General features: G+C 43.1%; 8 protein-coding genes, 1 tRNA gene and 3 rRNA genes. 8 read left to right on the forward strand and 4 right to left on the reverse strand.

Going from position 1 to position 14,328, the window contains the following annotated elements; all coding sequences use genetic code 11:
- The first annotated feature begins 421 nt into the window (after nt 1-421).
- The 4 genes from M5X66_RS02730 (at nt 422) to rrf (ending at nt 5,509) form a co-directional block, all read left to right on the forward strand.
- Nucleotides 422-1,961, forward strand: a 16S ribosomal RNA gene (locus M5X66_RS02730).
- 85 nt (nt 1,962-2,046) lie between these two features.
- A tRNA-Glu gene (locus M5X66_RS02735) sits at nt 2,047-2,122 on the forward strand.
- Nucleotides 2,123-2,348: 226 nt separating this feature from the next.
- Nucleotides 2,349-5,254, forward strand: a 23S ribosomal RNA gene (locus M5X66_RS02740).
- Nucleotides 5,255-5,393: 139 nt separating this feature from the next.
- Nucleotides 5,394-5,509 (forward strand): 5S ribosomal RNA (gene rrf / locus M5X66_RS02745).
- Together the 16S, 23S and 5S rRNA genes with 1 tRNA gene alongside form the textbook arrangement of a ribosomal RNA operon.
- 391 nt (nt 5,510-5,900) lie before the next feature.
- Here the strand turns inward: rrf and idi are convergent.
- From idi to M5X66_RS02765, 4 genes are all read right to left on the reverse strand, one after another.
- Nucleotides 5,901-6,422 (reverse strand): isopentenyl-diphosphate Delta-isomerase, encoded by a 522-nt coding sequence (idi, locus tag M5X66_RS02750; RefSeq protein WP_154599534.1) that lies wholly within the window; start codon nt 6,420-6,422, stop codon nt 5,901-5,903.
- Between the two features lie 178 nt (nt 6,423-6,600).
- Complete coding sequence (narL, locus tag M5X66_RS02755; RefSeq protein ID WP_036950165.1) at nt 6,601-7,239, reverse strand: two-component system response regulator NarL; 639 nt, start codon at nt 7,237-7,239, stop codon at nt 6,601-6,603.
- A gap of 54 nt (nt 7,240-7,293) precedes the next feature.
- Nucleotides 7,294-9,072, reverse strand: coding sequence for a nitrate/nitrite two-component system sensor histidine kinase NarX (gene narX / locus M5X66_RS02760; RefSeq protein ID WP_108479617.1), 1,779 nt, complete (start codon nt 9,070-9,072; stop codon nt 7,294-7,296).
- 74 nt (nt 9,073-9,146) lie between these two features.
- Nucleotides 9,147-10,067 (reverse strand): DUF808 domain-containing protein, encoded by a 921-nt coding sequence (locus M5X66_RS02765; protein ID WP_036950169.1) that lies wholly within the window; start codon nt 10,065-10,067, stop codon nt 9,147-9,149.
- A gap of 212 nt (nt 10,068-10,279) precedes the next feature.
- Between M5X66_RS02765 and M5X66_RS02770 the strand changes: the two genes are divergently transcribed.
- The 4 genes from M5X66_RS02770 (at nt 10,280) to M5X66_RS02785 (ending at nt 14,328) form a co-directional block, all read left to right on the forward strand.
- Nucleotides 10,280-11,266: a glycosyltransferase gene (locus M5X66_RS02770; protein WP_036950171.1), complete on the forward strand. Its 987-nt coding sequence runs from the start codon at nt 10,280-10,282 to the stop codon at nt 11,264-11,266.
- Nucleotides 11,267-11,505: 239 nt separating this feature from the next.
- Nucleotides 11,506-12,252, forward strand: coding sequence for a helix-turn-helix transcriptional regulator (locus M5X66_RS02775; RefSeq protein ID WP_036950174.1), 747 nt, complete (start codon nt 11,506-11,508; stop codon nt 12,250-12,252).
- 348 nt (nt 12,253-12,600) lie between these two features.
- Nucleotides 12,601-13,902 (forward strand): NAD(P)/FAD-dependent oxidoreductase, encoded by a 1,302-nt coding sequence (locus M5X66_RS02780; RefSeq protein WP_036950176.1) that lies wholly within the window; start codon nt 12,601-12,603, stop codon nt 13,900-13,902.
- A gap of 57 nt (nt 13,903-13,959) precedes the next feature.
- Nucleotides 13,960-14,328 (forward strand): cupin domain-containing protein, encoded by a 369-nt coding sequence (locus tag M5X66_RS02785; protein WP_036950178.1) that lies wholly within the window; start codon nt 13,960-13,962, stop codon nt 14,326-14,328.

Raw genomic sequence — 14,328 nt, forward strand, 5'->3', positions numbered from 1 at the left:
GTTTAAAAAGGAAACGGTTGAATAAAAATATTCAAAAAACACTTGCGAGATTTTTCGAGCTCCCTATAATGCGCATCCGTTGTCACGACAAACCGGCTCGAAGAAAACCTCGAAGCCCCGTGATAACAGAGGTGAAGAAAGAAAATAGTTGAAAATAATCGCTTGACTTTCTAAATAAAAAACGTAGTATACGACACCTCGCGACAACGACCTAAAGTCGATAATCAAAAGATTAAGTCGCACCGCTCTTTAACAATTTATCAGACAATCTGTGTGGGCACTCACAGGACACTATCAAAAAAATATTTGATTTTAAGTCTTGAAGAGTGACTAACACGTTAATTCATATATATGAACTAATAGGTAATTTGGTTTCTTCGGAAATCAAACGACAGTAACATTCTTTGAGCATCAAGCTTTTTAATTGAAGAGTTTGATCATGGCTCAGATTGAACGCTGGCGGCAGGCCTAACACATGCAAGTCGAGCGGTAACAGGGGAAGCTTGCTTCTCGCTGACGAGCGGCGGACGGGTGAGTAATGTATGGGGATCTGCCCGATAGAGGGGGATAACTACTGGAAACGGTAGCTAATACCGCATAATCTCTTAGGAGCAAAGCAGGGGAACTTCGGTCCTTGCGCTATCGGATGAACCCATATGGGATTAGCTAGTTGGTGAGGTAATGGCTCACCAAGGCGACGATCCCTAGCTGGTCTGAGAGGATGATCAGCCACACTGGGACTGAGACACGGCCCAGACTCCTACGGGAGGCAGCAGTGGGGAATATTGCACAATGGGCGCAAGCCTGATGCAGCCATGCCGCGTGTATGAAGAAGGCCTTAGGGTTGTAAAGTACTTTCAGTTGGGAGGAAGGCGTTGATGCTAATATCATCAACGATTGACGTTACCAACAGAAGAAGCACCGGCTAACTCCGTGCCAGCAGCCGCGGTAATACGGAGGGTGCAAGCGTTAATCGGAATTACTGGGCGTAAAGCGCACGCAGGCGGTTGATTAAGTTAGATGTGAAATCCCCGGGCTTAACCTGGGAATGGCATCTAAGACTGGTCAGCTAGAGTCTTGTAGAGGGGGGTAGAATTCCATGTGTAGCGGTGAAATGCGTAGAGATGTGGAGGAATACCGGTGGCGAAGGCGGCCCCCTGGACAAAGACTGACGCTCAGGTGCGAAAGCGTGGGGAGCAAACAGGATTAGATACCCTGGTAGTCCACGCTGTAAACGATGTCGATTTGGAGGTTGTTCCCTAGAGGAGTGGCTTCCGGAGCTAACGCGTTAAATCGACCGCCTGGGGAGTACGGCCGCAAGGTTAAAACTCAAATGAATTGACGGGGGCCCGCACAAGCGGTGGAGCATGTGGTTTAATTCGATGCAACGCGAAGAACCTTACCTACTCTTGACATCCAGAGAACTTAGCAGAGATGCTTTGGTGCCTTCGGGAACTCTGAGACAGGTGCTGCATGGCTGTCGTCAGCTCGTGTTGTGAAATGTTGGGTTAAGTCCCGCAACGAGCGCAACCCTTATCCTTTGTTGCCAGCGATTCGGTCGGGAACTCAAAGGAGACTGCCGGTGATAAACCGGAGGAAGGTGGGGATGACGTCAAGTCATCATGGCCCTTACGAGTAGGGCTACACACGTGCTACAATGGCGTATACAAAGAGAAGCGACCTCGCGAGAGCAAGCGGAACTCATAAAGTACGTCGTAGTCCGGATTGGAGTCTGCAACTCGACTCCATGAAGTCGGAATCGCTAGTAATCGTAGATCAGAATGCTACGGTGAATACGTTCCCGGGCCTTGTACACACCGCCCGTCACACCATGGGAGTGGGTTGCAAAAGAAGTAGGTAGCTTAACCTTCGGGAGGGCGCTTACCACTTTGTGATTCATGACTGGGGTGAAGTCGTAACAAGGTAACCGTAGGGGAACCTGCGGTTGGATCACCTCCTTACCATTGAAGTGTTTTTGTGAAGTGCTCACACAGATTGTCTGATAGAAAGTAGAGCAAAAAGCGCGTCTGCGAAGCTGACTGTAGTGTCCCCTTCGTCTAGAGGCCTAGGACACCGCCCTTTCACGGCGGTAACAGGGGTTCGAATCCCCTAGGGGACGCCAATTGCGCGGAGAATGAGTGAAAGACGTTCCCCAAAAATAATGATTAAGCCAATTACGTTGTAGTTGGTTTAACAATTATGCTCTTTAACAATCTGGAACAAGCTGAAAATTGAAAACAACGCACATTGTTTATCGCTTAAACAATGTGAGAGTCTCTCAAAAATCTCAACGTGAATGTGTTCAATTGACCGTCGGGTCAGTTGGTAAAGACACCTTCGGGTTGTGAGGTTAAGCGACTAAGCGTACACGGTGGATGCCTAGGCAATCAGAGGCGATGAAGGACGTGCTAATCTGCGATAAGCGTCGGTAAGGTGATATGAACCGTTATAACCGACGATTTCCGAATGGGGAAACCCAGTGCAATTCGTTGCACTATCGTTTGATGAATACATAGTCAAACGAAGCGAACCGAGGGAACTGAAACATCTCAGTACCTCGAGGAAAAGAAATCAACCGAGATTCCCCTAGTAGCGGCGAGCGAACGGGGAGCAGCCCAGAGTCTTAATCAGCATTAGCATCAGGAGAACGGTCTGGAAAGGCCGGCAGTAAAGGGTGATAGCCCCGTATCCGAAGGTGTTAGTGTTGTGAACTCGACGAGTAGGGCGGGACACGTGTTATCCTGTCTGAATATGGGGGGACCATCCTCCAAGGCTAAATACTCCTGATTGACCGATAGTGAACCAGTACCGTGAGGGAAAGGCGAAAAGAACCCCGGCGAGGGGAGTGAAATAGAACCTGAAACCGTGTACGTACAAGCAGTGGGAGCACCTTTATGGTGTGACTGCGTACCTTTTGTATAATGGGTCAGCGACTTATATTCTGTAGCAAGGTTAACCGTATAGGGGAGCCGTAGGGAAACCGAGTCTTAACTGGGCGAATGAGTTGCAGGGTATAGACCCGAAACCCGGTGATCTAGCCATGGGCAGGTTGAAGGTTGGGTAACACTAACTGGAGGACCGAACCGACTAATGTTGAAAAATTAGCGGATGACTTGTGGCTGGGGGTGAAAGGCCAATCAAACCGGGAGATAGCTGGTTCTCCCCGAAAGCTATTTAGGTAGCGCCTCGTGAACTCATCTTCGGGGGTAGAGCACTGTTTCGACTAGGGGGTCATCCCGACTTACCAACTCGATGCAAACTACGAATACCGAAGAATGTTATCACGGGAGACACACGGCGGGTGCTAACGTTCGTCGTGAAGAGGGAAACAACCCAGACCGCCAGCTAAGGTCCCAAAGTCATAGTTAAGTGGGAAACGAAGTGGGAAGGCTCAGACAGCCAGGATGTTGGCTTAGAAGCAGCCATCATTTAAAGAAAGCGTAATAGCTCACTGGTCGAGTCGGCCTGCGCGGAAGATGTAACGGGGCTAAACTATGCACCGAAGCTGCGGCAGCGATATGTAAATATTGTTGGGTAGGGGAGCGTTCTGTAAGCCTGTGAAGGTGTACTGTGAGGTATGCTGGAGGTATCAGAAGTGCGAATGCTGACATAAGTAACGATAATGCGGGTGAAAAACCTGCACGCCGGAAGACCAAGGGTTCCTGTCCAACGTTAATCGGGGCAGGGTGAGTCGACCCCTAAGGCGAGGCAGAAATGCGTAGTCGATGGGAAACGGGTTAATATTCCCGTACTGGTGATAATTGCGATGGGGGGACGGAGAAGGTTAGGCTGGCCGGGCGACGGTTGTCCCGGTTTAAGGATGTAGGCAGGTGAATTAGGCAAATCCGGTTCACTATATGCTGAGGTCTGATGACGAGTCACTACGGTGGCGAAGTAGCTCATACCCCGCTTCCAGGAAAAGCCTCTAAGCTCTAGATTATCATTAATCGTACCCCAAACCGACACAGGTAGTCAGGTAGAGAATACTCAGGCGCTTGAGAGAACTCGGGTGAAGGAACTAGGCAAAATGGTGCCGTAACTTCGGGAGAAGGCACGCTGGCATTAGGTGAAGTGATTTACTCATGGAGCTGAAGCCAGTCGCAGATACCAGCTGGCTGCAACTGTTTATTAAAAACACAGCACTGTGCAAACACGAAAGTGGACGTATACGGTGTGACGCCTGCCCGGTGCTGGAAGGTTAATTGATGGGGTTATCCGTAAGGAGAAGCTCTTGATCGAAGCCCCAGTAAACGGCGGCCGTAACTATAACGGTCCTAAGGTAGCGAAATTCCTTGTCGGGTAAGTTCCGACCTGCACGAATGGCGTAATGATGGCCAGGCTGTCTCCACCCGAGACTCAGTGAAATTGAACTCGCTGTGAAGATGCAGTGTACCCGCGGCAAGACGGAAAGACCCCGTGAACCTTTACTATAGCTTGACACTGAACATTGAGCCTTGATGTGTAGGATAGGTGGGAGGCTTTGAAGCGTGGACGCCAGTCTGCGTGGAGCCAACCTTGAAATACCACCCTTTAATGTTTGATGTTCTAACGTAGCCCCGTAATCCGGGGTGCGGACAGTGTCTGGTGGGTAGTTTGACTGGGGCGGTCTCCTCCCAAAGAGTAACGGAGGAGCACGAAGGTTGGCTAAGCATGGTCGGACATCATGCGGTTAGTGCAAAGGCATAAGCCAGCTTGACTGCGAGAGTGACGGCTCGAGCAGGTACGAAAGTAGGTCTTAGTGATCCGGTGGTTCTGTATGGAAGGGCCATCGCTCAACGGATAAAAGGTACTCCGGGGATAACAGGCTGATACCGCCCAAGAGTTCATATCGACGGCGGTGTTTGGCACCTCGATGTCGGCTCATCACATCCTGGGGCTGAAGTAGGTCCCAAGGGTACGGCTGTTCGCCGTTTAAAGTGGTACGCGAGCTGGGTTTAGAACGTCGTGAGACAGTTCGGTCCCTATCTGCCGTGGGCGTTGGAAGATTGAAAGGGGCTGCTCCTAGTACGAGAGGACCGGAGTGGACGCACCACTGGTGTTCGGGTTGTCATGCCAATGGCATTGCCCGGTAGCTAAGTGCGGAAGAGATAACCGCTGAAAGCATCTAAGCGGGAAACTTGCCTTGAGATGAGTCTTCCCTGACCCTTTAAGGGTCCTAAAGGAACGTTTAAGACTAAGACGTTGATAGGTTGGGTGTGTAAGCGTAGCGATACGTTGAGCTAACCAATACTAATGAACCGTGAGGCTTAACCTGACAACACCGAAGGTGTTTTCGAGAAGAGAGATTGAGTTGATTTTCAAAGAAAGTGAGAAGCCGAAAGGTAGGCACACAGCTTGTTCAGGATTGAACTTCTGGTTTAAGAGAAAACTTAGACGGGAATAAACAGAATTTGTCTGGCGGCAATAGCGCGGTGGTCCCACCTGACCCCATGCCGAACTCAGTAGTGAAACGCCGTAGCGCCGATGGTAGTGTGGGGTCTCCCCATGTGAGAGTAGGGAACTGCCAGACATTAAATTAGCCGAGAAGCCACCCATTGGGTGGCTTTTTTGCGTTTTGGGGCCTAAAAAATAGGTGATAAAAGGCAAGATAGTCATCCTTTGAAGCGTGATTATCGAAACAGCCCCCTTCAGATCTCACTAATTTCGTTGTTCTTACTCTCTGGATGCCTGTATTTAAAGGCCACTATGCAAAAACTACCACCCAAAAATCATGATTCAAGAAATCATAAGTCTTAAAATCCTCTCTACTTCAGATCAAAAAAGTCTAAGCCATTTTAGCTATTCTATTGTAAGAAAATATCTATATATTAATTGGTTATACTATCTGTTGCTTATGAAAAGACTATCTGGTAACAGAGAAAAAAGGAATACGTTATGGCTGACGTAATATAAAAGAAGGATTAGGAAGAAAAATTCAGTAACGGGTATTTTTCCCAGATTTTCTTGAACCACGGAGTAAATTTTTCAGGATGAGTACTGATTTCTTGGGCTAAAGTTTCAAGGCTAATCCAGCAGGTAGCACTGACTTCTTCAGGATTAGGAATGACTTGATTGTCATAGTAGCCCACAAATAGGTGGTCATACTCATGCTCAATTAGCCCGCCATTCACATCAGCTTTATAAATAAACTCACCAACATGAGTTAATGAAGTTGAAAACCCGAGTTCTTCTGTTAAGCGGCGTAAAGCTGCATCATGGGTATCTTCTTGCGGCCTTGGATGGCTACAGCAGGAATTTGCCCACTGCCCAGCGGAATGATATTTATGAAATGCGCGTTGTTGAATGAGTAATTCGTTCTTACGGTTATAAATAAAGATAGAAAATGCACGATGTAGGCAACCTTGCTGATGAGCAAGTAGTTTTGGCATGCTACCAATTGGCGTGTCTTGTTCATTAACTAAAATAAGTTGTTCTTCTATCATAAGGATAATCTGTATCAGTAAGAGTCAAAAGCAAGCTTATTATAACTGGAAAAAAATGACTTGTAGATTAGAGCTATTAATAGCCCTTGCTAATTTATACAGTGAGATTGATAAGTGCACTCATAGCTAGATGAATCAATCATTTAGCTATGAATGAAGACGGTATGATGAAAAAATATTATTTTTGTTGGAGCACCCAGACAGCAGCTTCGACTCTAGATTTTAGATTTAGTTTTTTAAGTAAATGTTTTACATGTACTTTTACTGTGCTCTCTGCGATATCTAAATTTCGAGCGATCATTTTATTTGATAATCCTTGAGCGATAAGCTCTAAAATGTCGGATTCTCGTGGTGTTAGTGCGATTGCATCGCTTTCATTTTGTGATTGGTTTTCTCTTAATGATTCAGCAAGGACAGAGGTTAATGTCGGGCTAACCACCATTTTTCCACTTGCGGCTTCTTTGAGTGCGATAATCAGTTCTTCAGGCTCCATATCTTTTAGCAAATAACCATCAGCACCTCGCTTAAGCGCACTGATCAAATCATCACTATAATTCGATACGGTAAAGAGAATAATTCTGCCTGAGAGTTCACGTTTTCTGAGTTCATCTAGGGTTTCAAAGCCATTCATTCCAGGCATATTGAGATCTAAAAGGATCAGGTCAGGATCTTGCTCTTCTGCTATCTGAATACCTGTTTTTCCATCTCCAGCTTCACCGATAACTTTAAGTGAAGGCTCTAAGCTAATCAGCTGTTTTACACCATTTCGGAGCATTGGGTGATCATCAATAAGTAGGATCGTTGATTTTTCGGTCATTATATTTTTAGTCTCCATGAATGATTTGATCCGGTGTTCTAAATATCAAATGTTTTAGATGTCAGATAAGGGGAATGTGACTTTCACTTCGGTTCCCCCTCCGGCACGTTGAGTAATGTAGCACTCGCCATTCAGGCTAAGTGCTCTTTCTCTCATAATAATGAGGCCATAATGGTTAAGTTTATTTGGATTGTCATCAATACCATTGCCATTATCATCAATTGTAATGGTGACAGTGCCTCTATGTTGGCTTAATGAAACTTTAGCCCAAGTTGCATTAGCATGCTTCAGAATATTACTTAGTGCTTCTCGAATTATTTGTATTATGTGGATAGATTGGTGTGGTGAGATACTTTTCGCTGGAATTTCATAATGAAGCTGAATATTAAAGCCAATACGCCCACTAAATTCACCTAAAGTACTTTTGAGTGAAGGTAATAGACCTGATTCAGTGAGTTTCAAGCGGAAAGTCGTTAATAATTCCCGTAACTGGCTGTATGCAGTATTAATTTCTGTACGCATCTCATTGAGCAAATGTAGAGTTGTTTCTGGTAATGGTTCTGGTTGCATTTGCAGATAGCTAATTTGCATTTTTAAACATGAGAGTGATTGTGCGATAGAGTCATGAAGCTCTCTAGCAATAGCGGCACGTTCATCCATGATTAGCAGCTGCTGCTGTTGCTCTATCTGTTGCTCCATGGTGAGCATACCTGAAATCTGTTTCGCTAGCATAAGAACCAATCTGTTTTTTTCATCAGAAAATGGTTGTTTTTGCTCAATTTCACCAATAATTACACCATATCGGTGCATGTTATCAGAGAGATCCCACTGTAACGTTTGATATTCTTTTGCTGGATCATTGTGTAATGGATGCTGATTAGTGGAAGATAGCTTTGTTTTATCTATTTCGAGATTGGTCGTGGCATAAGAGATTTCATGAAAATATTGTTCATTGCTATCTTCATATAATTTGAGGCGCAAGTTCTCTAGCTGCGTAATGTTTTTCAGCTCGGCGAGAACTTTTTGTAATCTTGAATAAAGCGTTTCCGATGAGTGTAATATTTGATTTGATTGATAAAGATATGACAAAACTCGGTTTTTAGCGAGTAAGTCCGCGGTTTTTTCGGCCACACGTTCTTCGAGTTGGTGGTAACTTTGCGCCAGCTCATCAGACATATGATTGAGGGTTTCACCTAGGGCATTGAGCTCATCTTGCTTATTATTCTTCATGGGATAGCGCTGAGTAAAGTCTTTACGCCCAATAGCATTAACCATAGAAAGCAGTTTCATCCATGGGTAATAAATTTTTCGTCTTAAATGCCAGATTGTTCCCATCAACAGTAAAAAGACTAAGCTAATAAAAATCAGCTGAGTCATTGCAACGTAAGCGATTTTTTTCTCAGTTTTATCATCAATGTTATGAACTAACTCATTGAGCATATTAACAAAAGTAATGACTTCATAACGGGCATCATCAGGTGAAGATGCTTTTGTGAGTGCGGGTCTTAAAGTGTTTAGCCAAAATTCATGTATTTTATTAAATTCAGGTGTAAGGTTTTCAATTTTAACCACTTGGGTGAGTTCGGGGCTGAGTAAGTCTTTCTCTAATTCATCAAGATAATTCTGACTATGCTGGTTTATGGGCGTTAAAGAAAGTAGGCGGTAACTTTGCATGCGCAAGGAACCTGATGTGTTAATGGCATGAGCATTGCCTTGTACACTGATGATCATACGGTTGGAAATTGTCATACCGATAATGCCTAAAACAGCAATAAGTAGCATTAACCCAATAACCTGGTTGATGATCGAAAATCGTCGGTAAAGTGTCGGCATTCTCTCTTTTTCCTGATACAAAATAAACTGACTATTACCATAATGTATTTAAGGATATTAGTCAGTTTTTAGCTTTATTTTGTTTTTTTAAATCGAGCAAAAAAGTTAATAATGAAAACAATAAGTAAACCGATAACTAGACCAAAAATTAAATTAAGAATGGAAGGAGTCAAAAATTGTAGTGTATTACCAACAACACCGATGCTGCCTGTCTTTTCTGCCATTTTTTCGATCCATAAATGCAGATAGGTAATTCCGTGAGTGAGTATCCCCCCTCCGACCATAAACATCGCGGCCGTTCCTACAACAGATAATGTTTTCATTAAATAAGGGGTTACATAAATTAACCCATTACCGCATTTACGCAGCAAAGTAGAGGCTTTTTTCTGTAGATAGAAGCCTAAGTCATCTAGTTTGACTATACCAGCAACTAATCCATACACCCCGACAGTCATGACAATGGCAATAATTGATAAAACTGCAAATTGGTTTAGGAGCGTTGTTGAAGAAACGATACCTAAAGTAATAGCGATAATTTCCGCCGATAAAACAAAATCAGTACGGATTGCACCTTTAATTTTTTGTTTTTCAAATGCCGCTATTTCTTGTTCTGAACGCTGAGCTTCTCGTGCTGCTTCTGATGGTGAGATTTCATGTTTGTGTAGATACTTATGGGCAAGTTTTTCAGCGCCTTCAAAGCAGAGATATGCGCCTCCAATCATTAATAATGGTGTGACTGCCCACGGAATGAAAGCGCTAATCAGTAATGCTAGTGGGACTAAAATGAGTTTGTTGATGAATGAGCCCTTTGCGACAGCCAAGACGACAGGGATCTCTCTTTCAGCGCGAACGCCTGTGACTTGTTGCGCATTTAAAGCGAGGTCATCACCCAGAACACCAGATGTTTTTTTTGCCGCCATTTTTGTCATCACGGACACATCATCTAAAACTGCTGCAATATCATCTAATAAGGCAAGTAAGCTACTTCCAGCCACAGGAGGATCCTTTTGTTAAGGTGAGGTATAATTGACATTTCTTAGGTAAGATAAGTCAAAATTAGTTCACAGCGATTTGATAATTTGAGTAATAATCGGGATAGGTAAAGTTGCTCTTATCATAACAGCTTTGATTTGATTATGAATTTTTCATGAAAAACAAGAATATATTTTGTCATTATCATCATTTTTAATGAGCGTAAGGTTAATCCATGTCCCTTCAGCCTGTATTGAGTATCGTTGTTGCTGTTTATAACGGCGAAAAGTTTTTACCCCATTTTTTTGACAGCTTAATTGCCCAAAAGCTCGAAAACTGGGAACTGATCGTTGTGAACGATGGTTCAACAGATGATAGCGAATCAGTCATTCGTCAATACGAAGATAAGTTTGAGAATTTCAAAGTACTCACTCAGGAAAACGGTGGCGTTTCCGTTGCGCGTAATACCGGAATGGCTGTCGCAACAGGGAAATACATCACTTTCCCTGATATTGATGATGAAATTGATGCCAGAATGTATGGTCGTTTATTAGAGATTGCCTTAGTGGGGGATCTGGACGTAGCAACTTGCAATGGTACTTATGTGTACACCAATGGGGATGCGCCAAAAGCTATTTTTCCGCCAAATAAAGTGCCTTCTACTGGCGTGATCACGGGCCCTCAATGGCTGCAAATTGGCTTGAGCTCTCGTAAATTTCTCCATGTAACTTGGTTGAATCTGTATCGCTTGTCATTAATTAGAGAACACAATTTTTCCTTTGAACCAAGATTACACCATCAAGATATTCCTTGGACTACCGAAATGCTGCTCGTTGCTAAACGAGTGCAGTTTATCAATGAACAATATTATGAATATCTGATCCATAACCAATCCGTTTCTCACTCTTTAACCGGAGATGAGCGCTCAGTACGTAAGATCAATACCTATCTGAAGATCTTAGATATGTTGATGGATATCTATAAGCGCCATCCTGAAGAAGTGAAACAAGCACCGGCTTGCTTATGGCAAGTGGGGAAAGAAGGCTTAGGGGTTGTTTTAGCGCTATTAGCCATCAAGTCACCGGAAACGCAAAAGCAGATGGTTCAGCTGTTTTTCGATAAAGGTTACTGGGATATTGTTTGGAAGCATGCCACAACGCTGAAATTAAAGTGGCGTTTGATCCGTCGTTACAGCAAATTGAAGGCCATTATCAATAAATAGTTCTCTAGCAGCCTTTCGGGGCTGCTCTCTTTTATTACTCCTGTACTTTCTTCGAACCCCTTCAACTTATTAAATAATTGATAAAATATTATTAATATCCATAGCATATATTGTGATTTAATTAACATATTAATAACAAAAAAATTGAGCTTCCTCTCAGAATATGGTCTTTATAGGGTTATAGTTCGCCTGAATATACACGGTGATAAATTATTAATAAGTTAATGAGTGAGGGCTGAATGGATCATTATCTGCATAAATTACCTGACCTTATTGACTCCGTGGCAACCAACCAGTTTTACCCCAATTTGTTGTCATGGCTGTCCTCTTTTGTGGTCTTTGATAACGCCATTATTTATGCCTTTGAAAAAGAAGGTGCGCCGCGTTTTCTGTCGAAAGTTGAGAAGCGCAATAGTGACAGTATCAATCGTATTTATCAGCGTGGCGCTTATCTGATGGATCCTTTCTATCAAGAACTACAAAAAGGTGGCAGCTCGAAGGTGCTGACATTGAAAGAAGTTGCACCGAAAGGGTTTTATCATACTGATTATTATCTTAACTTTTATCGTAAGACCGGTTGGTGCGATGAGGCGGGGCTATTGCTGGAGCTATCGGCCGATAAACAATTAGGTATTTTCTTTGGTAATGAAGACCAGCCTTTTCTTTCAGACGAAAATAAACAAGCCTCATTAAAAGAAGCCTTTGATATTATTCGAAGTATCGCTCGATTACATAAGGAAGTCGTGCCTAACTCAGTATCCAGCCATTACCGTAATACTGACTTACAAACTTGCTTTGGTTTGACGCCAAGAGAGTGTGAGGTCGTTGAATTAATTTTGGAAGGTAAAGGCTCCCCACAAATTGCCGAGGCGCTGTTTATTAGCTTGGGTACTGTCAAAAATCACCGCAAGAATATCTATCAAAAATTAGAGATTAACTCTCAAGTTGAATTGTTTAATTTATTAATGACTCCAATAAAACAGTAATTGAGTAGAGTTAGTGTATTTCTTGTATATATCAGATGGTTAAACTAGACAACCTTGATAAATCTTTATTTTTCAATTAGTTGTATTTTCTCTTAGCAATGAAATACTCCTTGCCTTCATCCTTTACTAAAATATGTAATAATTTCTATTAATATAATAATAAATATTTATCCTTTTGAATTAAAACATAAAAGGTTTAAATTGATTTAATCTTATTTATAAGTAAATATTGTATCCACGTCACAAATGTTAACTTTATGTTTCGAATATCCCTAAAGGGCTATGTAACTGTTAATGATTGGTTAAGATAATCAAGGTTATTGCAAGATACTAGATAGGGTATCCATTATGAATAACCAAGTAGAATCATTAACTTATTACTCAGCAACCAAAAAATATGATCTGCGTTTCCCAACTTTGAAAGAAGACATTGATGTGGATGTCGTGATCATCGGTGGTGGATTCTCAGGGATTAATACAGCATTAGAATTGTGTGAAAAGGGAATTACCAACATTGCTATCTTGGAAGGTCGCCATCTTGGTTATGGCGGTACAGGACGTAACGGTGGGCAAGTGATGGCTGGTATTGGTCATGACCTCGATGCGATTAAAAAACACGTTGGTTCTGAAGGTTTAGAAACGATTTTTAAACTGAGCAACATGGGCGCGGGGATCATGCGTGACCGTATCGCCAAATACAATATTGATGCGGATTTTTGCCATGGTTATGCCTACTTAGGTAGTAACAAGCGCCAAGAAAAAACATTGCGCAGTTGGCTTGCAGATTTTAAAGCCGTCGCACCAGATGAAGAAATTGAATTTTATACAGGTTCAGATTTAAAGCAGATTATCGGATCTGACGCTTATACATGTGGAATCAAACACATGGGAGGCGGACATGTTCATTCACTTAACCTGTTACTGGGGGAAGCGAAAGCGGTGAGTGAATATGGCGCAAAAATTTTTGAAAACAGCCAAGTTTTGAATGTTGAGTACGGCGATACAGTAACGGTTCGTACCGCGATGGGTTCCGTGAAAGCGAAAAAAATGTTGTGGGCGTGCGATGGCTTCTTGAATGGTCTTGAGCCGACGTTATACCCAAAAACAATTAACACCTATGCTTATCAGTTAATGACGGAAGAGCTTTCCGATGAATTAATTGAACGCATTAGCCCAATTCGCGGGGCATACAGCGATATTCGCCCAGTCATCGATTACTACCGTGTAACAAACGAAAATCGCCTGCTATTTGGTAGCTCGACGTACTTTTTAGAATACATTCCATCCGACTTGAAAGAGTGGAACCGCAAATTGATGCTGAATGTTTTCCCATACCTGAAAGACGTCAAAATCGAGCTGGCATGGGGAGGGCCAATGGCGTGTAGTGCTAACTTATTCCCGCAAATTGGCACGATCCCTGGTCATAAAAACGTGTTCTACGTACAAGGCTATTCAGGCTTTGGTGTTACGCCAAGCCAGATCGTGTGCAAGGTGCTTGCTGAGGGAATGGTTGAAGGCTCCAGCCGCTATGACCTGATGAGTTCGATTCCTCATGCTGACATTATGGGGAAAGACAGCATGCGTAATGCCATTGTGTCACTTGCCAAGTGTTGGCATCAGTTATCAGGATATTGGCAAGGTCGCCGCTAAGTTTTCCTAAATTTAATGTCCATTTTTGATTTTATTACATAAGAGAAGGTAAGAAAGATGATCAGCCCATTACTGTTAAACAAAGCACTTCCTGAATTACTGAACATTGGTAGCGTGAGCAATTTAGGTTCTGTGGTTGTTGAAGGTGATCCACAAGCAAGCGTGGCGATGATCCACGGAGAGCCAACAGATAATCTGACTTGCGGTATTTTTGCTTGTACAACAGGCAAATTTAAGATGGTTTACCCATTTGATGAAATGGCAACTGTCCATGAAGGTTCGGTGAAATTAACCGACGTAAAAACAGGCGTCACCGTGGAATACCATAAAGGCGACTCTTGGTTTGCAGCCAAAGGCACTGAAGTACTTTGGGAAATCAGCGCACCACGTTTTGTAAAACACTATTTAGCCTGCGTGAATGCGTAA

It is taken from the genome of Providencia sp. PROV188 (assembly GCF_027595165.1).
GTDB lineage: Bacteria > Pseudomonadota > Gammaproteobacteria > Enterobacterales > Enterobacteriaceae > Providencia > Providencia lanzhouensis.

Bases quoted from the DNA above. Each gene is read 5' to 3' on its own strand.
- idi (WP_154599534.1), bottom strand. From the start codon at position 6,422: ATGATAGAAGAACAACTTATTTTAGTTAATGAACAAGACACGCCAATT.
- narL (WP_036950165.1), bottom strand. From the start codon at position 7,239: ATGACCGAAAAATCAACGATCCTACTTATTGATGATCACCCAATGCTC.
- narX (WP_108479617.1), bottom strand. From the start codon at position 9,072: ATGCCGACACTTTACCGACGATTTTCGATCATCAACCAGGTTATTGGG.
- M5X66_RS02770 (WP_036950171.1), top strand. From the start codon at position 10,280: ATGTCCCTTCAGCCTGTATTGAGTATCGTTGTTGCTGTTTATAACGGC.
- M5X66_RS02775 (WP_036950174.1), top strand. From the start codon at position 11,506: ATGGATCATTATCTGCATAAATTACCTGACCTTATTGACTCCGTGGCA.
- M5X66_RS02780 (WP_036950176.1), top strand. From the start codon at position 12,601: ATGAATAACCAAGTAGAATCATTAACTTATTACTCAGCAACCAAAAAA.
- M5X66_RS02785 (WP_036950178.1), top strand. From the start codon at position 13,960: ATGATCAGCCCATTACTGTTAAACAAAGCACTTCCTGAATTACTGAAC.